At 55.0% G+C, this 23,548-nt stretch carries 24 protein-coding genes; 19 read left to right on the forward strand and 5 right to left on the reverse strand.

Annotated elements, in window-relative coordinates; genetic code table 11:
* Positions 1-7: 7 nt before the first annotated feature.
* From GO984_RS08540 to GO984_RS08620, 17 genes are all read left to right on the forward strand, one after another.
* A complete protein-coding gene (locus tag GO984_RS08540) occupies positions 8-235 on the forward strand; it encodes a DUF5337 domain-containing protein (RefSeq protein ID WP_157022114.1) in 228 nt (75 codons plus the stop codon).
* Between the two features lie 6 nt (positions 236-241).
* Positions 242-1,540, forward strand: a complete 1,299-nt coding sequence (gene nuoF / locus GO984_RS08545) for an NADH-quinone oxidoreductase subunit NuoF (protein WP_157022115.1) — start codon at positions 242-244, stop codon at positions 1,538-1,540.
* A gap of 8 nt (positions 1,541-1,548) precedes the next feature.
* Positions 1,549-1,914, forward strand: a complete 366-nt coding sequence (locus GO984_RS08550) for a hypothetical protein (protein WP_245231044.1) — start codon at positions 1,549-1,551, stop codon at positions 1,912-1,914.
* 98 nt (positions 1,915-2,012) lie between these two features.
* Positions 2,013-2,420, forward strand: coding sequence for a DUF5333 domain-containing protein (locus GO984_RS08555; RefSeq protein ID WP_157022116.1), 408 nt, complete (start codon positions 2,013-2,015; stop codon positions 2,418-2,420).
* 3 nt (positions 2,421-2,423) lie between these two features.
* Entirely contained in the window at positions 2,424-4,442 is a 2,019-nt protein-coding gene (gene nuoG, locus GO984_RS08560; protein ID WP_157022117.1) for an NADH-quinone oxidoreductase subunit NuoG, read from the forward strand.
* Positions 4,439-4,825 (forward strand): hypothetical protein, encoded by a 387-nt coding sequence (locus GO984_RS08565; protein WP_138161767.1) that lies wholly within the window; start codon positions 4,439-4,441, stop codon positions 4,823-4,825. The genes nuoG and GO984_RS08565 overlap by 4 nt, the downstream gene beginning before the upstream one ends.
* A gap of 6 nt (positions 4,826-4,831) precedes the next feature.
* Positions 4,832-5,869 (forward strand): NADH-quinone oxidoreductase subunit NuoH, encoded by a 1,038-nt coding sequence (nuoH, locus tag GO984_RS08570; protein WP_157022118.1) that lies wholly within the window; start codon positions 4,832-4,834, stop codon positions 5,867-5,869.
* A 1-nt stretch (position 5,870) separates the two neighbouring features.
* A complete protein-coding gene (gene nuoI, locus GO984_RS08575) occupies positions 5,871-6,365 on the forward strand; it encodes an NADH-quinone oxidoreductase subunit NuoI (protein ID WP_138161765.1) in 495 nt (164 codons plus the stop codon).
* Entirely contained in the window at positions 6,362-6,769 is a 408-nt protein-coding gene (locus tag GO984_RS08580) for a carboxymuconolactone decarboxylase family protein (RefSeq protein WP_157022119.1), read from the forward strand. The genes nuoI and GO984_RS08580 overlap by 4 nt, the downstream gene beginning before the upstream one ends.
* Positions 6,766-7,368, forward strand: a complete 603-nt coding sequence (locus GO984_RS08585) for an NADH-quinone oxidoreductase subunit J (RefSeq protein WP_157022120.1) — start codon at positions 6,766-6,768, stop codon at positions 7,366-7,368. The genes GO984_RS08580 and GO984_RS08585 overlap by 4 nt, the downstream gene beginning before the upstream one ends.
* A 4-nt stretch (positions 7,369-7,372) precedes the next feature.
* Entirely contained in the window at positions 7,373-7,678 is a 306-nt protein-coding gene (gene nuoK, locus GO984_RS08590; protein ID WP_138161761.1) for an NADH-quinone oxidoreductase subunit NuoK, read from the forward strand.
* Between the two features lie 6 nt (positions 7,679-7,684).
* Entirely contained in the window at positions 7,685-9,796 is a 2,112-nt protein-coding gene (gene nuoL, locus GO984_RS08595) for an NADH-quinone oxidoreductase subunit L (protein WP_157022121.1), read from the forward strand.
* On the forward strand, positions 9,796-11,343 hold the full coding sequence (locus GO984_RS08600) for an NADH-quinone oxidoreductase subunit M (RefSeq protein ID WP_157022122.1): 1,548 nt from the start codon (positions 9,796-9,798) through the stop codon (positions 11,341-11,343). The genes nuoL and GO984_RS08600 overlap by 1 nt, the downstream gene beginning before the upstream one ends.
* Before the next feature lie 14 nt (positions 11,344-11,357).
* On the forward strand, positions 11,358-12,797 hold the full coding sequence (gene nuoN, locus GO984_RS08605; RefSeq protein WP_138161758.1) for an NADH-quinone oxidoreductase subunit NuoN: 1,440 nt from the start codon (positions 11,358-11,360) through the stop codon (positions 12,795-12,797).
* A gap of 111 nt (positions 12,798-12,908) precedes the next feature.
* Positions 12,909-13,658, forward strand: a complete 750-nt coding sequence (locus tag GO984_RS08610) for a biotin--[acetyl-CoA-carboxylase] ligase (protein ID WP_157022123.1) — start codon at positions 12,909-12,911, stop codon at positions 13,656-13,658.
* A gap of 15 nt (positions 13,659-13,673) precedes the next feature.
* Positions 13,674-14,462 carry a type III pantothenate kinase gene (locus tag GO984_RS08615; RefSeq protein WP_157022124.1) on the forward strand — a complete coding sequence of 263 codons (789 nt, stop codon included), beginning with the start codon at positions 13,674-13,676 and terminating at the stop codon, positions 14,460-14,462.
* On the forward strand, positions 14,452-16,119 hold the full coding sequence (locus GO984_RS08620) for a ribonuclease J (protein WP_157022125.1): 1,668 nt from the start codon (positions 14,452-14,454) through the stop codon (positions 16,117-16,119). The genes GO984_RS08615 and GO984_RS08620 overlap by 11 nt, the downstream gene beginning before the upstream one ends.
* A gap of 92 nt (positions 16,120-16,211) precedes the next feature.
* On the opposite strand, the gene GO984_RS08625 is transcribed toward GO984_RS08620, so the two are convergent.
* The 4 genes from GO984_RS08625 to GO984_RS08640 all read right to left on the reverse strand — a co-directional run bounded on the left by GO984_RS08625 (position 16,212) and on the right by GO984_RS08640 (position 21,179).
* The gene (locus GO984_RS08625; protein ID WP_167740263.1) at positions 16,212-16,406 is read right to left on the reverse strand and encodes an RSP_7527 family protein; all 195 of its coding nucleotides are present in this window, start codon (positions 16,404-16,406) and stop codon (positions 16,212-16,214) included.
* A 491-nt stretch (positions 16,407-16,897) separates the two neighbouring features.
* On the reverse strand, positions 16,898-18,406 hold the full coding sequence (locus tag GO984_RS08630; RefSeq protein ID WP_157022127.1) for a DEAD/DEAH box helicase: 1,509 nt from the start codon (positions 18,404-18,406) through the stop codon (positions 16,898-16,900).
* 184 nt (positions 18,407-18,590) lie between these two features.
* Complete coding sequence (locus tag GO984_RS08635) at positions 18,591-19,541, reverse strand: glycosyltransferase family 2 protein (RefSeq protein ID WP_157022128.1); 951 nt, start codon at positions 19,539-19,541, stop codon at positions 18,591-18,593.
* Positions 19,542-19,571: 30 nt separating this feature from the next.
* Complete coding sequence (locus GO984_RS08640) at positions 19,572-21,179, reverse strand: peptide chain release factor 3 (RefSeq protein WP_157022129.1); 1,608 nt, start codon at positions 21,177-21,179, stop codon at positions 19,572-19,574.
* A 163-nt stretch (positions 21,180-21,342) separates the two neighbouring features.
* Between GO984_RS08640 and GO984_RS08645 the strand changes: the two genes are divergently transcribed.
* On the forward strand, positions 21,343-21,699 hold the full coding sequence (locus GO984_RS08645) for a BrnA antitoxin family protein (RefSeq protein WP_209279390.1): 357 nt from the start codon (positions 21,343-21,345) through the stop codon (positions 21,697-21,699).
* A 148-nt stretch (positions 21,700-21,847) separates the two neighbouring features.
* Positions 21,848-22,315 carry a hypothetical protein gene (locus GO984_RS08650; protein ID WP_157022130.1) on the forward strand — a complete coding sequence of 156 codons (468 nt, stop codon included), beginning with the start codon at positions 21,848-21,850 and terminating at the stop codon, positions 22,313-22,315.
* A 17-nt stretch (positions 22,316-22,332) separates the two neighbouring features.
* Here GO984_RS08650 and GO984_RS08655 read toward each other — a convergent pair whose 3' ends face one another.
* Positions 22,333-23,343: a Hint domain-containing protein gene (locus GO984_RS08655; RefSeq protein WP_342448069.1), complete on the reverse strand. Its 1,011-nt coding sequence runs from the start codon at positions 23,341-23,343 to the stop codon at positions 22,333-22,335.
* Between the last annotated feature and the right edge of the window lie 205 nt (positions 23,344-23,548).

Genomic DNA, 23,548 nt, shown 5'->3' on the forward strand with positions numbered 1-23,548 from the left:
GGACCACATGAGCAAGGAACAAGACCAAGCCATTGCCCGTAAAGGGCGCCACATCTCTCTGGTGATTGCCGGAACGATGGTTGCGTGGATTGTCTTGTCTCTCATTGGCGGCCCCGTTCTGGGACTGCCGGGGCGCTTTGCTTTGCTGTTCGATCTCGCCGCGCTGGCGGGTCTGATTTATGCAGTGGTCAACATTATTCAACTCTGGCGCATGCGCCAGGATAGTCAAAGGTAGGCAGACATGCTGAAGGACCAGGACCGGATCTTTACCAACCTCTACGGTATGCATGATCGCACGCTGAAAGGTGCGCAGGCACGGGGCCATTGGGATGGCACCGCTGCAATCCTTGCCAAAGGGCGTGACTGGATCGTGCAGTCGATGAAAGACTCTGGCCTGCGTGGTCGGGGCGGTGCGGGTTTCCCCACCGGCCTGAAGTGGTCGTTCATGCCAAAAGAAAGCGACGGTCGTCCGGCTTATCTGGTCATCAACGCTGATGAATCCGAGCCCGGCACCTGTAAAGACCGCGAAATCATGCGCCACGATCCGCACACGCTGATCGAAGGTGCGCTGATTGCGTCTTTCGCGATGAATGCCCACACCTGCTACATCTACATTCGCGGCGAATACATCCGCGAAAAAGAGGCACTGCAAGCGGCGATTGACGAGGCCTATGACGCTGGCCTGCTGGGTAAGAACGCTGCCAACTCTGGCTGGGACTTTGATCTGTTCCTGCACCACGGGGCAGGGGCCTATATCTGCGGTGAAGAAACCGCACTGATCGAAAGCCTCGAAGGCAAAAAAGGCATGCCTCGGATGAAGCCTCCGTTCCCGGCTGGCGCTGGTCTGTACGGCTGCCCATCGACGGTGAACAATGTCGAATCCATCGCTGTTGTGCCCACTATCCTGCGCCGTGGCCCGGAATGGTTCAGCTCGTTTGGTCGCCCGAACAACGTCGGTACCAAGCTGTTTGGTATTTCCGGCCACGTCAACAACCCCTGTGTGGTTGAAGAGGCGATGTCGATTTCCTTCGAAGAGCTGATCGACAAGCACTGTGGTGGCATAAAAGGCGGCTGGGACAACCTGCTGGCCGTGATCCCTGGTGGATCTTCGGTTCCTTGTGTGCGCGGCGAAAACATGCGCGACGCGATCATGGACTTTGATTATCTGCGCAACGATCTGGGCTCGGGCCTGGGCACTGCGGCGGTCATCGTCATGGACAAGCAGACCGACATCATCAAAGCGATCTGGCGTCTGGCCAAGTTCTACAAACACGAAAGCTGTGGCCAGTGCACGCCTTGTCGTGAAGGCACCGGCTGGATGATGCGCGTGATGGACCGTCTGGTCAAAGGCGAGGCCGAGATCGAAGAGATCGACATGCTGTGGGACGTGACCAAGCAGGTCGAAGGCCACACGATTTGCGCACTGGGTGATGCGGCTGCATGGCCAATCCAGGGCCTGATCCGCAATTTCCGCGAAGAGATTGAAGACCGCATCAAAGCCAACAAGACCGGCCGCATGGGCGCGATGGCGGCGGAGTGAGCAGGACTATGAAATATCAGTTTTCTGGCAAAATTGTTTTGCCTGTAGTGCTGTTGCTTGGTGCTGTTGCCCTTTCGGCCTGTGATAAGGCAAAGAGCAAGCGCCCCGTCTATGATGGGGTGCCATTTAGCGTCAAAACAAAAGCGGTTGATAAGAAAGTCTCGCGCGCAAACTTTGTTGTCGAAGTTAAGGATGCAGGCTTGTCGCTGGACGGCGCGCGGTTGGCAGCGGAACATGCCGGCGTCACTTATTGTTTGTCGGAAGCAGGGTATGGCACATCGAACATCCTATGGGACGTAGAGCCTCGGGATCCTGACGCTCAGCTGCGTTTGGTAGATGGGACAGCAGTGTTCCACGGAACCTGCGACGCGTGAGCGGATTTACGGCATATCAAGGCCTTACGGGCACGCTGCTATTGAATAGCGGCCGCACCAGTGCGTGCGATGGGATCTCCAACTATCAGGAGAAAACTATGACTCGTGCCTTATCTGTCGCTATCGCCATTTTTGCCGCAACCCTTCCCGGTGTGGCATCTGCCAAACCAAGCCTGCGGGACGTGCCGCAAGTAGAAAACATCATTTTTGCCGCAGCCGTTGCCCATGAGGTCAGCGAAAAGTGTGGCAGCATCAAATCCCGCCGTATGAAGGCACTGGGGATGGCCTGGGACCTGCGGTCCTATGCTAACAAACTGGGATATTCAGATTCCGAGATCCGCGCCTACGTGGAATCGGACGTTGAAAAAGCGCGCATGCGCAACAAGGGTGAGCGCTTTCTCAAGGCCAATGGCGTTGAGTATGGCTCCCCTGAAACCTTCTGTGTGTTTGGGCATGCGGAAATTGAGAAATCCAGCGCGATTGGCGCGCTACTGAGGGCGAAATAGACCATGTCTGACCTGCGCAAGATCAACATTGACGGTACAGAGATCGAAGTGGATGGGGCAATGACCCTGATCCAGGCCTGTGAAGAGGCCGGGGTCGAGATCCCTCGTTTCTGTTATCACGAACGCCTGACCATCGCCGGCAACTGCCGCATGTGTCTGGTCGAAGTCGTGGGTGGCCCGCCCAAACCCGCTGCGTCTTGCGCAATGCAGGTCCGCGACCTGCGCCCGGGTCCCGAAGGCCAAGCACCGGTTGTGAAAACCAACTCGCCTATGGTCAAAAAAGCCCGTGAAGGCGTGATGGAATTCATGCTGATCAACCACCCGTTGGATTGCCCAATCTGCGATCAGGGTGGCGAGTGTGATTTGCAGGACCAGGCGATGGCATACGGCCTGTCGGGAAGCCGGTTTAAAGAAGCCAAGCGCTCGGTTGATGATCTGGATCTTGGTCCGCTGGTTGCGACCACAATGACCCGCTGCATCAGCTGCACCCGTTGTGTGCGCTTTACCTCCGAAGTGGCAGGCATCACGCAGATGGGCCAAACCGGCCGTGGTGAAGATGCTGAGATCACCAGCTATCTGAACCAGACGCTGGACAGCAACATGCAGGGCAACATCATCGACCTGTGCCCGGTTGGTGCTCTGACCTCCAAACCATACGCTTTTACTGCTCGCCCGTGGGAGCTGACCAAAACAGAAACCATCGACGTAATGGATGCCTTGGGCAGCAACATTCGTGTTGATACCAAAGGCCGCGAAGTGAAACGCATCCTGCCACGCAACAACGATGGCGTGAACGAAGAGTGGATTTCGGACAAGACACGGTTTGTCTGGGATGGTCTGCGCCGCCAGCGCCTGGATCGCCCCTATGTGCGAGAAAATGGCAAGCTGCGCCCCTCCAACTGGGGGGAAGCCCTGGGTAAAGCTGCCGAGGCGATGAAAGGCAAAAAGGTTACCGGTTTGATTGGTGATCTGGTTCCCGTCGAAGCGGCCTATGCGCTGAAGCAACTGGTGACCGGTCTGGGTGGCAAGGTTGAATGCCGTACTGACAACGTGCGCCTTCCTCTGGACAACCGCGCAGCTTATGTTGGAACTGCATCAATCGAAGACATCGACAATGCCAAGGCGATCATGCTGATCGGTACTGATCCGCGCAATGAATCTCCGGTTCTGAACGCCCGCATCCGTACAGCCTGGAGCAATGGCGCAAACATCGGCTTGATCGGTCAGCCGGTTGACCTGACATATGAATACGCCCACTTGGGTACAGACCGTGCAGCTCTGGACGCCTTGCTGAAGGGTGAAACCGCTGGCGCGCTGGGTAAAGACACTCTGGTCATCGTAGGGCAGGGCGCTCTGCGCGAGGCTGATGGCCTTGCTGTTTTGGCGCATGCCCAAAAATTTGCCGAGATGACAGAGTCCAAGCTGTTGGTTCTGCACACCGCTGCCTCGCGCGTTGGTGCGATGGACATCGGTGCCGCGACGCTGGGTGGAATGGAAGCCGCTCTCGAGGGGGCTGAAGTGATCTATAACCTCGGCGCGGATGAAGTTGAAATCGACGCGGGTGCCTTTGTCATCTATCAAGGCTCGCACGGCGACCGCGGTGCACACCGTGCCGACATCGTTCTGCCGGGTGCTGCTTATACCGAAGAGAACGGCCTGTTTGTAAACACTGAAGGTCGCCCGCAGCTGGCGATGCGTGCCGGGTTCGCTCCGGGTGAGGCCAAAGAGAACTGGGCGATCCTGCGCGCATTGAGTGCTGAACTGGATGCTACCTTGCAGTTTGACTCGCTGGCGCAGCTGCGCAGTGCGTTGGTTGCCGAGGTTCCACATCTTGCCAAGATCGACGAGGTCCCAGTTAACGAAGGTGAAGCTCTTGAATTGGGCAAACTGGGCAAGGCCGCGTTCCTGACTGTGATCAAAGACTTCTACCTGACCAACCCAATTGCCCGCGCGTCGGAATTGATGGCTGAGCTATCTGCCAACGTCATGGCACGCGGCAATGAAAAAATCGCTGCAGAATGATCCGAGCTGCACTCATATCCCCTTTTCTGCTGGCTGGGTGTACGCCTACGTCGGCCGATCAGGCTGCGGATTTCAAGCCTGACTATCAGGGCGTGAAAACCAGCCTGCTTGAAGGCGATTTGGTGCAGTTCCACGTCTCAATGACCGGAGCCCGCAGGGGTGAGGATGTTGATAACTATGCTGAATGCGCTGCCGCGCAATACGCGCTGATCCGGGGATACGGATTTGCACGACATTTGCGCACAAATTTGAACCAAGAGGGTGGCGTTTGGGCGGCTGATGCTGTCTACACCATCTCGCCCTCCCTACCGCGCGGTTTGCGCACCATCGACGCAGAAGTCGTGGTCGCGGACTGTGAGGCAAACGGAATACCCACGGTGTGAGGACCAATGGCTGAATTCTTAAACACCCCATTCGGAACCTTTGTTCTGATATTGGCGCAGGTGCTGGCAGTTGTCGCATTTGTCATGATCTCTCTGTTGTTCCTTGTGTACGGCGACCGGAAAATCTGGGCAGCGGTGCAGATGCGCCGTGGTCCCAACGTTGTGGGGGTCTTTGGCCTGCTGCAGTCGGTGGCTGACGCGCTGAAATACATCGTCAAGGAAATCGTGATCCCGGCAGGGGCTGACCGTGCCGTGTTCATTCTGGCGCCTTTGACCAGCTTTGTGCTGTCAATGATCGCCTGGGCGGTTATCCCGTTCAATGATGGCTGGGTCCTAAGTGACCTGAACGTCGCCGTACTCTACGTCTTCGCAGTGTCGTCACTCGAAGTTTACGGCGTGATCATGGGCGGATGGGCCTCCAACTCCAAATACCCATTCCTGGGCTCGCTGCGCTCCGCAGCGCAGATGATTTCGTACGAGGTTTCCATCGGCCTGATCATCATTGGTGTGATCATCTCGACTGGTTCGCTGAACTTTGGTGACATTGTTCGCGCACAGGACGGTGATCTGGGCCTGTTCAACTGGTACTGGCTGCCGCACTTCCCGATGGTGTTCCTGTTCTTCATCTCGGCGCTGGCTGAAACCAACCGCCCACCGTTTGACCTTCCCGAAGCGGAGAGTGAACTGGTTGCCGGTTATCAGGTGGAATATTCGGCCACCATGTTCCTGCTGTTCATGGCTGGTGAATACATCGCAATCTTCCTGATGTGCGCGCTGATGTCGTTGCTGTTCTTTGGTGGCTGGCTGTCGCCAATCCCAGGCCTGCCCGACGGCGTTCTGTGGATGGTTGGCAAGATGGCGTTCTTCTTCTTCCTGATCGCCATGGTCAAGGCCATCACTCCACGCTACCGCTATGACCAGCTGATGCGTCTGGGTTGGAAAGTGTTCCTGCCGTTCTCATTGGGTTGGGTGGTCTTCGTGGCCTTCGCTACAAAATTCGCTTGGTTCGGTGGGCTGTTTGTCCGCTACACGGTAGGAGGCTGATATGACTCAGATCGATTACACCCGCGCTGCCAAATACTTCCTGCTGCAGGATTTCTGGGTTGGCTTCAAACTGGGGTTCAAATACTTCTTTGCCCCCAAGGCGACATTGAACTACCCGCACGAAAAAGGGCCGCTGAGCCCGCGTTTTCGCGGCGAGCACGCGCTGCGTCGTTATCCCAACGGCGAAGAACGCTGCATTGCCTGTAAACTGTGCGAAGCGGTTTGCCCGGCGCAGGCGATCACCATCGATGCGGAACCCCGCGAAGATGGCAGCCGCCGCACCACACGCTATGACCTCGACATGACCAAGTGCATTTACTGCGGTTTCTGTCAGGAGGCCTGCCCAGTGGATGCCATTGTCGAAGGTCCAAACTTTGAATTCTCAACCGAAACCCGCGAAGAGCTGTTCTATGACAAGGAAAAGCTGTTGGAAAACGGGGAACGTTGGGAAGCGGAGATCGCCCGAAATCTGGAACTGGATGCGCCGTACCGATGAGCGATCCCAAAAACCCATTTGAGGCCATGCTGGCCCAGGCCCAAGAGATGGCAAAGGCGCTGAACCCAGCGCTTGAAGATGTCTCTGCCAAGGGGTTTGAGGCGCTCTGGCCCACCATGCCCAAAGAGGCGATGGAAATGATGTTCGGCAAATCCGCTAATCCGGATGGGCTGGACGCCAAGACCCGGCTGTTGCTGACGCTGGCCGGCCTGACATGCCAAGGGGCGCAGGCAGACACTGCTTTGCGCCAAACCGTGCGCCACGCCATCGAGGCAGGCGCCAAGAAACAAGAGATCGTGGAAACGATCGGACAGATGTCGGTATTTGCCGGCATTCCGGCCACGACCAAGGCGCTGGAAACCGCGCAAGAAGTCCTGGACGCACAAGGGGACGATGAGTCATGAGCGTGTTTGCCTTTTACCTCTTCGCCATAAGCGCCATCACCGGCGGGCTGTTCACAGTGATCAGCCGCCAGCCGGTGCATTCGGTGCTGTGGCTGATCCTGGCATTTTTGTCATCGGCAGGGTTGTTTGTTTTGCTTGGGGCGGAATTTGTCGCCATGTTGCTGGTGATCGTCTATGTGGGCGCAGTCATGGTGCTGTTCCTGTTTGTGGTGATGATGCTGGATGTGGATTTTGCCGAGCTTAAGGCTGAGATGGCCAAGTTCATGCCGCTGGCACTGCTGATTGGCTTGGTCATTCTAATGCAGCTGGTTATGGCTTACGGTGCCTGGGACAGTGCACATGGCGCATCAGAGCTGCTGGCCAATCCAATTACAACGGAACACCACAACACCGAGGCCCTGGGCCTTATCCTTTATGATCAATATTTCCTTCTGTTCCAGCTGGCAGGTCTGATCCTGCTGGTTGCCATGATCGGCGCAATTGTGCTGACCCTGCGCCACCGCAAGGACGTCAAACGCCAGGATATTCTGGGCCAGATGTTCCGCGATCCGGCCGAAGCTATGGAACTGAAAGATGTGAAACCGGGGCAGGGGCTGTAAGTCAATGATTGGTATCGAACATTATCTCACCGTCGCGGCGACCCTCTTCGTCATCGGCATCTTCGGGCTGTTTTTGAACCGCAAGAACGTGATCATTCTGCTGATGAGCATCGAGTTGATGCTGTTGGCGGTGAACATCAACCTTGTCGCGTTCTCCAGCTTCCTGGGTGATCTGGTCGGGCAGGTGTTTACCCTGTTCGTGCTGACCGTTGCCGCCGCCGAGGCTGCTATTGGTCTGGCGATCCTGGTCTGCTTCTTCCGCAACCGTGGAACAATCGATGTCGAAGACATCAGCGTGATGAAGGGCTAAGACATCATGGAAACCATTCTTCTCTTTGCCCCGCTCGTTGGGGCCATCCTCTGCGGGTTTGGCTACAAATACATCGGCGAGAAGGCCGCGATGTGGACAGCTACCGGTATGCTGTTCCTGTCGGCTTTCCTGTCGTGGATCTCATTCGTGACCTTCGACGGTGTCACCCAGCACATCGAAGTGCTGCGCTGGATTGAAAGCGGCTCGCTTTCGACATCCTGGGGCATCCGCCTGGACCGACTGACCACTATCATGCTGATCGTGATCACCACGGTGTCCTCGCTGGTTCACCTGTACTCGTTTGGTTACATGGACAAAGACCCGCAGTGGAAAGAAGGCGAAAGCTACAAGCCGCGCTTCTTTGCTTATCTGTCGTTCTTTACCTTCGCCATGCTGATGCTGGTCACATCCGACAATCTGGTTCAGATGTTCTTTGGCTGGGAAGGCGTAGGCGTTGCCTCGTACCTGCTGATCGGCTTTTACTACCGCAAGCCAACAGCAAACGCTGCCGCGATCAAAGCGTTTGTCGTCAACCGTGTTGGTGACTTTGGTTTTGCGCTGGGTATCTTTGGTCTGTTCTTCCTGACCGATAGCATCAACTTCAACGATGTGTTTGCTGCGGCGCCTAAGCTGGCTGAAACGCAGCTCACATTCTTGTGGACCGAGTGGAACGCAGCAAACTTGTTGGCCTTCCTTCTGTTTGTAGGTGCGATGGGCAAATCTGCACAGTTGTTCCTGCACACATGGCTGCCTGACGCGATGGAAGGTCCGACACCCGTGTCGGCGCTGATCCATGCCGCGACTATGGTTACCGCCGGTGTCTTCCTGGTCTGTCGCATGTCACCGCTGATGGAATTCGCTCCGGAAGCTATGGCTTTCGTCACTGTAGTTGGTGCCTCGACAGCCTTCTTTGCTGCGACTGTGGGTCTGGTTCAGACTGACATCAAACGGGTCATTGCTTACTCAACCTGTTCGCAGCTGGGCTATATGTTCGTTGCTGCCGGCGTTGGCATGTACTCTGCGGCGATGTTCCACTTGTTGACACACGCCTTCTTTAAGGCCCTGTTGTTCCTTGGCGCTGGCTCTGTCATCAACGCGATGCACCACGAACAGGAAATGACCGAATACGGTGGTCTGCGTAAAAAAATCCCATTCACCTATTGGTCGATGATGATCGGTACTCTGGCCATCACTGGCGTAGGTATTCCGCTGACACACATCGGTTTCGCCGGCTTTTTGTCTAAGGATGCAATTATTGAGAGCGCCTATGCGGGTGGTTCCGGTTATGGCTTCTGGCTGCTGGTTGTGGCAGCTGCAATGACCTCGTTCTACTCCTGGCGCCTGATGTTCCTGACCTTCTTTGGTAAGGCACGCGGCGACAAGCACACCCATGATCACGCTCATGAAAGCCCGATTACAATGCTGATCCCGCTGGGCGTCCTGTCCGTTGGTGCGGTTCTGGCTGGTATGCTGTGGTACGGGTCTTTCTTTGGCCACGCAGATCAGGTCGGTAAATTCTACGGCATCCCGGTTGCCGAAGCTTCGGCACACGGGGAAACCTCGGATCACGGCGAAGACGCTGGTCACGGTGAACCGGCTGCTGATGACGGACACGGCGAAGCCACAGCTGAAGGCGAACACCACTATGTGTTTGCTGGCAAGCCCGGCGAAGGTGGCCTCTACTTTGGTAAGGACAACACCGTGCTGGATGACGCTCATGCCGCTCCGGTCTGGGTAAAGGTTTCCCCATTCATCGCCATGCTGGGTGGTCTGTTGATGGCGATCTGGTTCTACATCATCAACCCGTCGCTGCCGGGTCGTTTGGCCACAGCTCAGAAACCGCTGTATCTGTTCTTCAAGAACAAGTGGTACTTTGACGAGTTGTACAATGTGATCTTCGTTAAACCTGCTTTGGCAATTGGACGCTTCCTGTGGAAACGTGGTGATGGTGGTACCATCGACGGCTTCCTGAACGGTGTTGCCATGGGCGTGGTTCCCTTCTTCACCCGTCTGGCCGGACGCGCACAAACGGGTTTCATCTTTACTTATGCCTTCTGGATGGTGCTGGGCATCGCAGCCCTTGTCACCTGGATGTCGATCGGCGGAGGAGCCCACTGATGGACAACATACTGTCTATTGTCACCTTTATCCCTGCAGTGGCGGCGGCCATTCTGGCTCTGTTCCTGCGGGGCGAGGATGAGGCAGCACAGCGTAACGCCAAATATGTGGCGCTGTTTGCAACTTCGATCACCTTCCTGGTGAGCCTGGGGATCTATTTCGAATTTGATCCGGCCAACACCGGCTTTCAGTTTGTCGAAGAAGCCGAATGGCTGATCGGCCTGAAATACAAAATGGGCGTAGACGGAATTTCGGTTCTGTTTGTGATGCTGACCACCTTTGTGATGCCGCTGACCATTCTGGCCAGTTGGAATGTTAGATCGCGCGTCAAGGAATACATGATTGCATTCCTGCTGCTGGAAACCCTGATGCTGGGCGTCTTTATGGCGCTGGACCTTGTCCTGTTCTACCTGTTCTTCGAAGCTGGCCTGATCCCGATGTTCCTGATCATTGGTATCTGGGGTGGGGCGAACCGGATCTACGCATCTTTCAAGTTCTTCCTCTATACTTTCCTCGGCTCGGTTCTGATGCTGGTGGCGATGGTTGCAATGTTTGCCGATGCAGGCACCACGGACATCGAAACCCTGATGACCCATACCTTTGCGTCTAACAGCTTTGATGTTCTGGGCATCCACGTTGTCGGCGGAATGCAGACCCTCATGTTCCTGGCTTTCTTTGCCTCATTCGCGGTGAAGATGCCTATGTGGCCAGTTCACACCTGGTTGCCTGACGCCCACGTTCAGGCGCCAACTGCTGGTTCGGTTGTTCTGGCGGCAATTTTGCTGAAAATGGGCGGCTACGGCTTCCTGCGCTTCAGCCTGCCAATGTTCCCGGTGGGCTCCGAAGTGATGACTGATCTGGTGTTGTGGATGTCCGCAATCGCTATCGTTTACACCTCACTGGTGGCGCTGGTTCAGGACGACATGAAGAAGCTGATTGCTTACTCATCCGTTGCACACATGGGCTTTGTCACTATGGGCATTTTCTCTGCCAACCAACAGGGTATCGACGGCGCAATTTTTCAGATGCTGAGCCACGGATTCATCTCTGCAGCCTTGTTCCTGATCGTAGGCGTGATCTACGACCGGATGCACACCCGCGACATCAGCGCCTATGGTGGTCTGGTTATCCGAATGCCTGCCTATGCACTGGTGTTCATGTTCTTCACCATGGGCAACGTTGGCCTGCCGGGGACGTCCGGTTTTGTTGGCGAATTCCTGACCCTGATGGGGGCGTTTCAGAAGAACACTTGGGTTGCTGCCATTGCGACGACTGGTGTGATCTTCTCGGCTTGTTACGCTTTGTGGCTGTATCGCCGCGTGGTGTTTGGAGATATGATCAAGGCTGGTCTGAAAACCATTACTGACATGTCGATGCGCGAGCGGGTTATCTTTGCACCGCTGGTGGTGATGACCATTCTGCTTGGAGTCTATCCTGCCGTTGTCACCGACATTATCGGTCCATCAACCGAGGCGCTGGTCGCCAATTTCAATCAATCACTGGCCGCTGCGGATCTGACCCCAGCGACCCAGACTGTGTCGCACTAAGGGGGCCCGGGCAGATGATCCAAGCTGATCTCAACGTAATCTTGCCAGAACTGATCCTGGCCGTTTACGCCATGATAGCGCTGCTGCTTGCTGTCTATTCCACCAAGGATAAGATGGGGCCATTGCTGGTCTGGTCCACCGCCGGTCTGATGGCGCTGTTGGCGCTGTGGATTGCGGGCAGTGGTAGTGGCAACAACGTTGCCTTTGGCGGTATGTTTGTCGATGATGGGTTTTCCCGTTTCGCCAAAGTCACCATCTTGCTGTCCGCAGCGGCTGTGCTGGTGATGGGGCAGGACTATATGGCGCGCCGTGGCATGCTGCAGTTTGAGTACCCGCTGCTGGTGTCGCTGAGTGTTGTTGGCATGATGATGATGGTTTCGGCCGGTGATCTGATGTCGCTGTATATGGGGCTGGAGCTACAGTCTCTTGCTCTCTACGTGGTTGCTTCGATGCGTCGTGACAGCGTTAAGTCGACTGAGGCCGGCCTGAAGTATTTTGTACTGGGGGCCTTGTCTTCAGGTCTGCTGCTGTACGGTGCATCTCTGGTTTACGGCTTTGCAGGCACAACCAAGTTCGAGGGCATCATTCAGGTGGCACAACACGGCGAAGTATCGGTTGGTCTGCTGTTTGGTATTGTGTTCCTGATCTCTGGTATGGCGTTCAAGGTTTCGGCTGTTCCCTTCCATATGTGGACACCTGATGTTTATGAGGGCGCTCCAACACCAGTGACCGCCTTCTTTGCTACTGCGCCTAAGATGGCTGCGATGGGTCTGTTTGCCCGTGTGATGCATGATGCCTTTGGCAATGCTGTCAGTGACTGGAGCCAGATTATCGCCTTGCTGTCTGTTGCATCTATGTTCCTTGGTGCTGTCGCGGCGATTGGTCAAACCAATATCAAACGCCTGATGGCCTATTCCTCGATTGCCCATATGGGGTTTGCGCTGATGGGGCTGGCTGCAGGTACGGTGTTCGGCGTACAGGCAATGCTGATCTACATGGCGATCTATGTCACCATGAATGTCGGTACCTTTGCCTTTATCCTAATGATGGAAAAGGACGGCAAGCCGGTCACAGATATTGCCTCTTTGAACCTGTATTCGCGTCGGGAGCCTGGTAAGGCACTAGCGATGCTGGTGCTACTGTTTTCGCTGTCGGGCGTACCTCCGATGCTTGGCTTCTTTGGCAAGTTCTACGTTCTGCGCGCAGCCTATGATGCTGGGTTGGCCTGGTTGGCGATTGCCGGGGTTGTCGCTTCAGTGATTGGGGCATTCTACTATCTTCGCATCGTTTACTATATGTACTTTGGTGAAGAGGGCGATGAGTTGGATCGCAATTCGTCTCCCGTTCTCTGGGGCTTTCTGATGGCCTCTGCGGCTGTCATGGTGCTTGGTATCATCAACATGTTCGGTGTCGAAGGTGCAGCGGCTGCAGCTGCGGCGACTCTGGTCAACTAGGTGTTCCCAAAGATCGACCGTTGATTGTGACGCGCCCCTCGGGGCGCGTCACTTTGTTTTAAATCCCGATCTTTGTCTGAAGCTGGATTTTGGGGTGAGAGTGAGGGTGCTATGAGGCAATGGCCTGACGGATATGGGCGGCGGATCTTGGACGAAGTCGACAGCACTCTCAATGAGGCGGCACGGATCGCACCGACTCTTGCAGGACCAGAGTGGATCCTGGCAAAGCATCAAACTGCCGCACGCGGTCGTCGTGGGCGGGCTTGGGTCAACCCGAAGGGAAACCTGTCCTGCACATTGGTCCTGCGTCCAAATGGATCGCCTGCACAGGCGGCACTGCGGAGCTTCGTAGCTTCGCTTGCGCTACTGGATGCTTGTGTTGCAGTGACGGGCCGGAGTGCCGGGTTTTCTTTGAAGTGGCCAAATGATGTCCTGCTCAATGGCGGCAAACTTGCCGGGATTTTGTTGGAAAGCGCTGGCGTAGGAGCGAACCTCAACAACCTATTTGTCGGAATTGGGGCGAACCTGTGCGAAGTTCCGCCTGTTGAACAACTAGAAGACGGTGCGCTGCGCCCTGTGTCATTGTTGTCCGAAACCGGAGCAGCAGTCACACCCGAAGAGTTTCTGGGCGAATTGGCTGCGGCTTATGCCCAATATGAACAACAGTTTGTGACCTATGGGTTTGAGCCAATTCGCAACGCCTGGCTTGGCTCCGCCGCTAAACTGGGTGAGGTGATTACCGCCAGGACTGGAAATTCGCAGACCACTGGCACATATGAGACGGTGGACGGCGAGGGTAACCTTGTCTTAAACACCGCCAAGGGTCGTGTGAGTATTCCTGCGGCAGACATCTATTTCTAGGTAAGGGTCAGCGCGATGCTTTTGGCAGTCGACTGCGGCAATACAAACACGGTTTTCTCTATTTGGGATGGAGAACAGTTCATCGGAACCTGGCGGACTGCAACTGATTGGCGCCGGACGGCGGATCAGTATTTTGTATGGCTGAACACCCTGATGCGGCTTCAGGGAATCGAGGCGGATATCACTGATATGATCATCTCGTCTACAGTGCCCCGCGTGGTGTTTAATCTACGGGTTCTGAGTGATCGCTACTATAACACCCGACCAATTGTGGTAGGAAAATCCGATTGTCTGCTGCCGGTCGAAGTCCGTGTGGATGAAGGCACGGCCGTTGGCCCCGACCGCTTAGTCAATACCGTAGCTGGCTTCGACCACTACGGTGGCAACCTGATCATGGTGGATTTTGGCACCGCGACCACGTTTGATGTGGTGGCCGAAGATGGCGCCTATATCGGCGGTGTGATTGCACCGGGTGTAAATCTTAGCCTTGAGGCCCTGCATCAGGCGGCCGCGGCACTGCCCCATGTTGACATTTCGAAGCCGCAGTCGGTAATAGGCACCAACACAGTGGCCTGCATGCAATCCGGCGTGTTCTGGGGCTACGTTGGTCTGGTACGCGAAATCTGTTCCCGCATCAAAGCCGAGCACGGCGCACCAATGAAAATCATATCTACAGGCGGGCTGGCGCCTTTGTTCCAGCAAACAGCACAACTATTTGACGCTTTTGAGGACGATCTGACCATGCATGGTTTGCAGATCATCCACAAATACAACAAGGAAAACGGTCTCCAAGATGAGCACTGAACGATTGATCTATCTGCCCCTGGGTGGGGCAGGCGAAATTGGCATGAATGCCTATGTCTACGGTTATGGTAAGCCCGGAAAAGAACGTCTGATCCTGGTGGATCTGGGGGTCGCCTTCCCGGACATGGACAGCACTCCGGGTGTTGATCTGATCATGCCTGACATGACCTGGCTGCAGGAACGAGCTGACCAGCTCGAAGGTATATTTATCACCCACGCGCACGAAGACCACATCGGCGGCGTGGCGCATATGTACAGCAAGCTGAACGCGCCGATCTTTGCGCGGGCGTTTACCGCCAATATTGCAAGGCGCAAGATGAAAGAGCACGGTCATCCCGAAGACGCCGTGCAAATTGTTTCTGCATGGCCTGAAGTGATCAAACTGGGTCCCTTCACCGTCGGCGTTGTCCCGATCTCTCACTCGGTTCCAGAAAGCGGAGGCATGGTGATTGATACACCTGCTGGCCGTGTTCTCCATTCGGGCGATTTCAAAACCGACCCAACCCCGATCGTTGGCGAACCGTTTGATCCCGCCGTGTGGAGTGAACTGAGCAAAGATGGCGTTCAGGCGTTGTTGTGTGACAGCACCAATGTGTTCTCGCCCAATCCCGGTCGATCGGAACTGGAACTGGGTCCTGAGATCACCAAGTTAGTCGAAGATGCCAAAGGCATGGTTGTTGCGACCACCTTTGCCTCCAACGTAGCCCGAGTAAAAACGCTGGCTGAAGCAGGTGAACGGGCAGGGCGCTCAGTTGTGCTGCTGGGACGTGCAATGCAGCGGATGGTCGAGGCTTCTATAGAAACCGGGGTTCTGACCCAGTTTCCAAAAGTGGTCAGCCCGGAAGAAGCCACCCAGATGCCACGAGAGAACCTGATGTTGCTGGTTACTGGCAGCCAAGGCGAACGCCGGGCTGCCTCGGCGCAGTTGGCACGCGGCAAGTACCGCGGTCTTCAATTGAAAGAGGGCGATCTGTTCTTGTTCTCTTCGAAGACCATTCCGGGGAACGAAAAAGGTGTGATCGGCATCATAAACCAGCTCTCGGAAAAGGGCGTGGACGTGGTTGATGACAGCTCGGGCGTGTATCACGTATCGGGTCACGCCAACCGGCCTGATCTAGAGACACTGCACGATCTGGTGAAGCCCAAGATGCTGATCCCGATGCACGGTGAACACCGTCACCTGCGTGAACACTCGCGTCTGGGTCTTAGCAAGGGCATGGCCAGTGCTGTTGTGGTCAATGGTATGTTGATGGATCTGACTGGGGACACCCCTGTTGTGGCAGAATACATCGATACCGGCCGCACCTATTTGGATGGTTCGGTGAAAATCGGCGCTATGGACGGCGTTGTTCGTGATCGGATCCGTATGGCTCTGAATGGCCATGTTGTTGTGACTGTCATTCTAGACGAAGAGGATGAACCACTGGGTGAACCTTGGTGTGACGTCAAAGGTCTGGCAGAAACCGGACGTTCCAAGGAAGGGCTGGTTGAAGTTCTGGAAAAGGATCTGAACCAATTTCTAAAACGGGCAGGCAAAAAGACCCTGCGTGATGACGATAAGCTGGAAGAGGGGCTGCGGCGTCTAACCCGGCAAAGTGCTCAGAACGAAATCGGCAAAAAGCCGGAGGTCACTGTGGTGGTCAGCCGGATGCGCTAAGCGCACGACACTCTCTTTGGTACAAAAAAAACGCCCCGGTTGTTCCGACCGGGGCGTTTTCTATTCGAAGTGAGCTGTGGTTGTGTGTTTGGTCACGCGTGGTGTGGGCGGTGAAACAGCCCGGAAACTTTCCGCGGCAGTGCAGCAATTGCGCGCCCAAGCGCACGGAACAAATCGCGCATTGCCTCAGCGCGAAGCTGGTGTGCGCGGGCCTCGATGTTGCGGATATCGGCGGCGGAGATTTGAGGATATTCAATTTTGTTCATGGTATCAACTCGCTGGGTCATCAGTCGTTTGGTTGTCTTACACATCAGATAGGCTGATTTGGCTTCAAGAACATCGGCCAATACGACATTGCCGCCATGCTGCAGGTGCAAACGTAAGTTAACACTCTAGTAGGGGACGACGGTAAGGTGGCCACTTCGAGAGAAAACCTGCTGTCGGATTGGGCATGGCTTCCACCGGACAGCTTTTGCTCATGTACCTCTGTGTATGTGTTCCAAGGGAATATCTAGGCTGCTCTAGTCCCAACAAAGTAGTTGATCATGTGCGATTCAATTGAAAGTAGGAGAGCCCAAAAGTGTTTCTAAACCGCTGGCTTTAAGGCTGTTTTCACTTGGCTGCCAGAAACAATTTGTGCCTTTAGTCTCAACTGGCGGTGCCGTTTGGGTCTCCGCAAGGTCTGCGCATTAGATCAACACAGCATCGGGACATCACAAAAAAATAAGGCCGTACCCCTGGGAGCACGGCCTTTTCAAAATTCAAGCGTGTTGTTGAGTTAGCTAGCGCGGCGCTCTTCAAAGCTCAGCGCAATAAAGCTGGGGAGGTGATCGCCTAAGCCGACCACAGATTTCCCGTTGTCTCGGCCACCGCGTGAACGGTTGGAAGAGGAACGCGAATTCGACCTGTTGTCGGAAGAACGGGACCGGTTATCGTTTGACTTGGGGCGTCGATCTTCAGATTTGGCCTGACGTTCTTCTGTTTTAGGCTGACGATCCTTCGCGCTGTCAGTGGTCTCATCCACTGCCTTGCGTGGCTCGCTTGTCTTCGCGGAAGACCGGCGCGTACGCGTGGTGTATTTCTTTTCCTCCGCACCATCTTTGGCACTGTCTTTTGCCGCTTCTTCTTTGGCCGATTTCAGCGGGTTTTCCAGACGAGGAATTTCCTTTTGGACCAAACGCTCGATGTCGGCGAGGTTCTTTTCGTCCTTGGGAACGCAAAGCATCATCGCCTTGCCGTCACGACCGGCCCGACCGGTGCGGCCGATACGGTGCACATAGTCTTCGGCATGGCTGGGGACGTCATAGTTGAAAACGTGGCTCACGCTGGGAACATCCAGACCACGGGCAGCAACGTCAGACGCCACAAGAACGCGAAGTTGACCTTCGCGAAATGCGTCCAGGGTTTTAGTACGCTGGCTCTGGTCTAGATCGCCGTGGATTGCAGCCGCATCGAAACCATATTTTTTAAGCGACTTGGCGCAAATATCCACATCCGTCTTGCGGTTGCAAAAGACGATCGCATTCGTGCACTTCTCACCTTCGGCCTCAATCAACGTGCGCAGCAGCTTGCGTTTCTCGCTGCCTTCACGATCCCGGCGCGAGGCTTTGAACATCACGACGGCCTGTTCGATGTTCTCAGATGCGGTTGCCTGACGTGCCACTTCGATCCGGGCAGGAGCCGACAAAAACGTGTTGGTGATGCGCTCAATCTCAGGCGCCATGGTGGCCGAGAAGAACAGTGTCTGACGGGTTAGCGGGTTGGTCAGGCCAAAAATGCGTTCGATATCAGGAATGAACCCCATGTCGAGCATTCGGTCGGCTTCATCTACTACCATGACTTTGACATCAGATAGAATCAGTTTGCCGCGTTCGAAATGGTCCAGCAGACGGCCCGGGGTGGCAATCAGAACATCAACACCACGGTCGATTGCTGCATCTTGTTCTTTGAACGAAACGCCGCCAATCAGCAGGGCTTTGGTCAGTTTCAGGTGCTTAGCGTAGGTGTCGAAGTTTTCGGCGACCTGAGCAGCGAGTTCACGCGTCGGGCACAGGACCAGACTGCGTGGCATTCTGGCGCGCGCACGGCCTCGGGCCAGCAAAGTGATCATAGGAAGGGTAAAAGATGCAGTTTTACCGGTTCCGGTCTGGGCAATACCCAAAACGTCACGACCTTCCAGCGCAGGCGGAATTGCCTCGGCCTGGATCGGTGTTGGGGTTTCATAACCCGCTTCATCGATTGCTTTGAGAACTTTAGGGTTGAGATTCAGATCAGAAAATTTCGTCATGTGTATCCGCGTTTCGCGGACGCTGACTTAGCCCGCACGTGCATTGATATGGCCGGACCCGGATGGTCTAAGTGCGATTTGCACTGTTGGCTCGCGGCGGGGAATAGCAAAATCACGGCGATGGGTCAAACAGAGTCGGCTAATCTGCGCTGGGAATGTGTTATTGGGGCATTTGGGAAACAAATCAACCGAATGCAGGGAATTGTTTCTGACGTTTTTCGGTGAGGTGAAGCCTGCGGATCTTCAGCAGTCCCTGGTCGTGTAGACGGGCGCGCAGTTCCGGTGTGTCAGCGCAGAGCTCATCATAGAAAGCGCGCAGCCCGGATAGGCCATTTTCAGTTTCTATTTCGGTCAAGAGCTCGTGTAGGGTGATCCCCCCCAGTTCGCGCCTACGATTGGGCGCAAGTTCTGGCCGGTATGACCCTTGCTGCAGGCGATAGCGGTAGTGAGCAAACCAGCTGTCCCAATCCTTACTGTGTACATGGCACAAATCGACCGGAGACAGTTCGATTTGATCAGGGTTGCTTTCGCCCTCGCGGAACACATTGTGGATACGAAACTCTATGCCCTCGGCACCGGTTCGTACAAAGAGTTTGCCCTGATCATGGCTAAGGAAGCCCGTTTTCAGCTGATCCCCAAAGCGAGGGTAGAGCTGGCGAACAATTGTACTGCGGGCTGGATCGTTTGGAATATGCCCCTTAAATGCGGTGCCATCACCGGCCAGCGATTCTATAGGGCGGGCCCGCGCACAAAATACATCCTGCGGCAGCGGACCAAGATGTGTATGAACAGGCTGCTCGCTCCACAAAAACTCATCGACATCCATATGGATCAGCCAATCAACATCGCCGGCCTGACGCCGATATGCGCGCGTTGCATTCAGCGTTTGGCGAACTTGGTGTTTAATGGGGCGGGACTTGCGTCGTTTTTGCCAATGGGCGTCGTCACACAGGATGACCCGGATCTTGGGGTGTGCCTTGAGAAAGGGCATTGCATCTGGGCATGGGGCATCAAGGTATAGAAACAGCCGGTGCGCGCCCGCCTCGAGGTGATAGGCAGCGAAATTCAGTATATCGATAGCTGGGGCCTTGATGGTGGCCACAAGACCCCAGCGAGAGTGTTCAGAGTTCGACATTTGCCGTTTCTCAGTGTTTCAGATGATTATCTAGACCATCATTTCCTTGGTAGCGGTAAGGTTTAGCTCTGGGTAGTCCCGAACAACGCGGTCAATATCCCACTGCAAACGTGTAAGATAAACGATATCTCCGTCGTGGTCATGGGCGATGTGTTGGCTGTTGGTGCTGATGAATTTATCAAGTACTTGTTTGTCACCGTTAACCCATCGGGCGCTGGTAAACTGGCTCTGTTCAAAACGAACAGGCAGGCCATATTCCATCTCGATCCGGCTTGCGAGCACTTCGAACTGGAGCTGCCCAACAACGCCAACGATAAATCCAGAACCGATAGAGGGTTTGAACACCTTGGCTGCGCCTTCTTCGGCAAATTGCATCAAGGCCTTTTCAAGATGCTTAGCTTTTAGTGGGTCACCGGGACGCACACTTTGCAGCAGCTCTGGCGCAAACGATGGGATACCGCTCACACGCAGGGCTTCGCCCTCGGTCAGTGTGTCACCAATGCGCAATTGGCCGTGGTTTGGAATGCCGATGATATCACCAGCCCAGGCCTCTTCCGCCAATTCACGGTCTGAGGCCAAGAACAGAACTGGGTTGGAAATCGCCATCGGCTTTTTGGTACGCACATGGGTCAATTTCATACCGCGACTAAAATGGCCTGAGGCCATGCGTACAAAGGCGACGCGGTCACGGTGCTTGGGGTCCATGTTGGCCTGCACTTTGAAGACAAAGCCGGCAACTTTCTTTTCCTCGGGCGCGATATCACGCGGATTGGCTTTTTGAACTTGAGGTTCAGGTCCGTAGTTGGCGATGCCATCCATCAACTCTTTGACACCAAAGGAATTAATTGCTGAACCAAACCAAATTGGTGTCATTGTTCCATCTAACAAAGCCTGACGGTCGAGTTTTGGCAGGAGTTCGCGCGCCATCTCTAGTTCTTCAAGAAATGTCTCGAGTAGATGTTCAGGCACGTGTTCAGCCAGTTTGGGGTCATCCAAGCCGTTGATTTCAATGCTTTCTGCAACTTTATTGCGGTCAGCGCGATCCATCAGTTCTAACCGGTCGCGCAGGATATCGTAAGTTCCAACAAAGTCGCGCCCAACCCCAATTGGCCAGCTGGCCGGTGTCACGTCGATCGCCAGATTTTCTTGAATTTCATCAATAATATCAAAGATTTCACGGCTTTCCCGGTCCATCTTGTTACAGAATGTCAAAATTGGCAAATCGCGCAAGCGGCAAACTTCGAACAGTTTCTGTGTCTGGCTTTCCACACCTTTGGCGCCATCGATGACCATGACCGCAGCATCTACTGCCGTCAGGGTGCGATAGGTGTCTTCGGAGAAGTCCGAGTGGCCGGGCGTGTCAACAAGGTTGAACCGTAAGTCTTCGTAATCAAACGACATTGCGGATGCTGACACTGAGATGCCGCGGTCTTTTTCCATTTGCATAAAGTCGGATCGGGTGCGGCGTGCTTCGCCTTTGGCACGCACCTGTCCGGCCATTTGGATCGCGCCACCATACAACAGAAATTTTTCCGTCAAAGTGGTCTTGCCCGCATCCGGATGCGAGATGATCGCAAAGGTGCGGCGGCGGGCGATTTCAGCCGGCAGATTGGGGCGGTTTGAAGCAATGTCAGACATGAGCGCGCGTATAGGTAAGAAAGTGGGCTGAGGCAAGGAAAACGGAGGGTGCGATCTGTACACTTTGCGTGCACCACCTGTGCACCGGGCGCCGTGCATTGGCGGGATTAACCTTTGGGGTCCAGATTTGTCGCTCCCGCAACAGGCACAGGGCTGTGATAACATGATCATCAATCGAAAGTCTGCCAGTACAGAAATGCAATTGGAACTGGAACGACACCAAGATGAACTGCGCAAGGTGTGGCTCGACAAAAGCATGCCGGAAGACTGGAACGGGATGGACAGCTGGGAGCGGTTGGACCGGGAGAAGACCCGTGTCACCGTGCGGCTGGATGCGGATATGGTGCGCTGGTTTCGCAAACTTGGCCCCGGCTATGGCCGCCGCATCAACGCGATTTTGCGGATCTACTGGATGGCGTTGTTAAGCGGTCACATCGAGGCCTATGACGGGGATAATGTGACGCCACGATTGTTCCTGAATGCCCATGCCAAAGTGCGAGAGTTGGAGGAGGGGAGATAAAAGGTGGGAGGGGTAGAATTCGGTTTTGATGCCAGAAACTGTCATCAGTCGACTCGAATCGCGTTGACCGCGAAATGCGCTATGTTCTATAAATGTTCTCTTCCTGGGTGCCGCAGACAGGCACAGAACATAGAAATAGGATATCGAGATGATTGAGCGTTCTTTTGCTGACTGCGTCAGCCAACAAATTGAGTTGCTGCAAGCCGGGAAACCTCTGGCGGCCTTTGACAAATTTTTTGCTGCGGATGGGGTGATGTTTGCCAATGACATCCTGTTTGCCACTGGTGCTGGTGAAGCTCGGCGTAAGCAGGAACCGTTCATAAATACGGCCTCTTTGATCGAGGGGATGATTACAGAGGTGCGGTCCATCGAGGTGCTGCAGATCTGTGTGTTTCGAAACAAAACCAGTTTCAGCACATCCGAAGGCATCCGGCATCAGATTGACGGGCTGTGCTGGCAACAATGGCGCAGTGGCAAGATTATCGAAGAACGTTACTATGACAACAGCCACATGAGACTGCTGATCGCGCAGGGGGTGCTAAAGCGTCCGGACATGATGATCGAGGCCTACAGGGGGCGTCAATCAGTTGGGTCTATGTCACTGGACTGCGCGTAGCTGCAGCTATGCCTTTTTCAGCGAAGTGAGGCGCGTTTCAAGGCCGCAATGGCGTCGGGGCGATCCAGCAGGGCTTTTTGCACATCCAATCCGTGGTTATCCCGTCGACCATGGGAGGTCAGATGTGGCGACAGCTGGTCAAGGAGCTCGGGCGGCAGCGCGGGTTTTGTGACGGGGTCAACCAGCAGGGATTCGGCGGCGATACCCTCGGCGTAGATGATATGGTGGCGATCAAACAGGATCTGAAAGTAGTCAATAAAACCACCATCTTGCACCACAACCGTGTGACCATTGATCAGGTGGCGTGCCTTGACCAGCAGTTCAGACGCGCCTGCGCCAATCTCGTCGCTGCGCTGATAAACAAACAACCGGTGATCGGGGCTGACCAGAAGATCGTTTTCGTTGTTCAGCGCGCCGGCACGGATCAATATAGGCGCCATGCCCCCAACGGCACGGTGCGTTGTCTGACCAATCCAGCGGACCATTTGTGGGCCTTCATCGCGGGTTAGAACTTTGTCGCCTGGCTGGAGCTGTTCAATTGGAACCTGAGCCCCGGATGCCATGGTGATATGCGTGCCGCGGCTAAACGAGACATTGGCAATTTGCGCCAGTTTCTTGCGGGCGTCTTTGCGTTCGCCGCGCACAAGCACATAGTCGGTTTGGGCCACTATTGGTGCCAAAGGTAACAGGAAAATATCAGAAATCATTCCGTCCTGATCAACCTCAACCAGTACCAGCGCCTCGGTGATGCTGCCATCGGGAGACATCAAGCTCAGCGCACAATCCAGATGCAACTGGGCATTTGCGGTCCCCAGTTCAGTGTCTTCAGCCACCCGCAGATCGCCGCCCATTTGGGCCAACAAGCCTAGCCGCTTTGGGGATGTGCTTTGGTCCAGTTGATAGGTGTCATCAAGCATCAGATCATCCAGCACCCCCAGCGTATCGCCCAGATTAGCGCCGACCTGCACGGAGAAACCGGTGGCAGGGTAGACAAGGACTGATTGGATATGGCCGTGTTCTGAGTGCACTTGGAAACCTTGGGTAAGAGTGAACCATAAGGTGATATTGGGGCAATCGTTGCACCAGTCCACACCTATAGCAGGGATTTGCCAAAGGTGTAGCAGCGAATTGTGGCTGTAGCTGGACCAGATGACGCAAATTTGCAGGCGGCCGGGCTGGTCAATTTAGGAAAGCCGGTGCAAGGATGGCGCAAAATTGCATCCATCTGAGGGA

The organism is Parasedimentitalea huanghaiensis (genome assembly GCF_009753675.1).
Taxonomy (GTDB): Bacteria; Pseudomonadota; Alphaproteobacteria; order Rhodobacterales; family Rhodobacteraceae; genus Parasedimentitalea; species Parasedimentitalea huanghaiensis.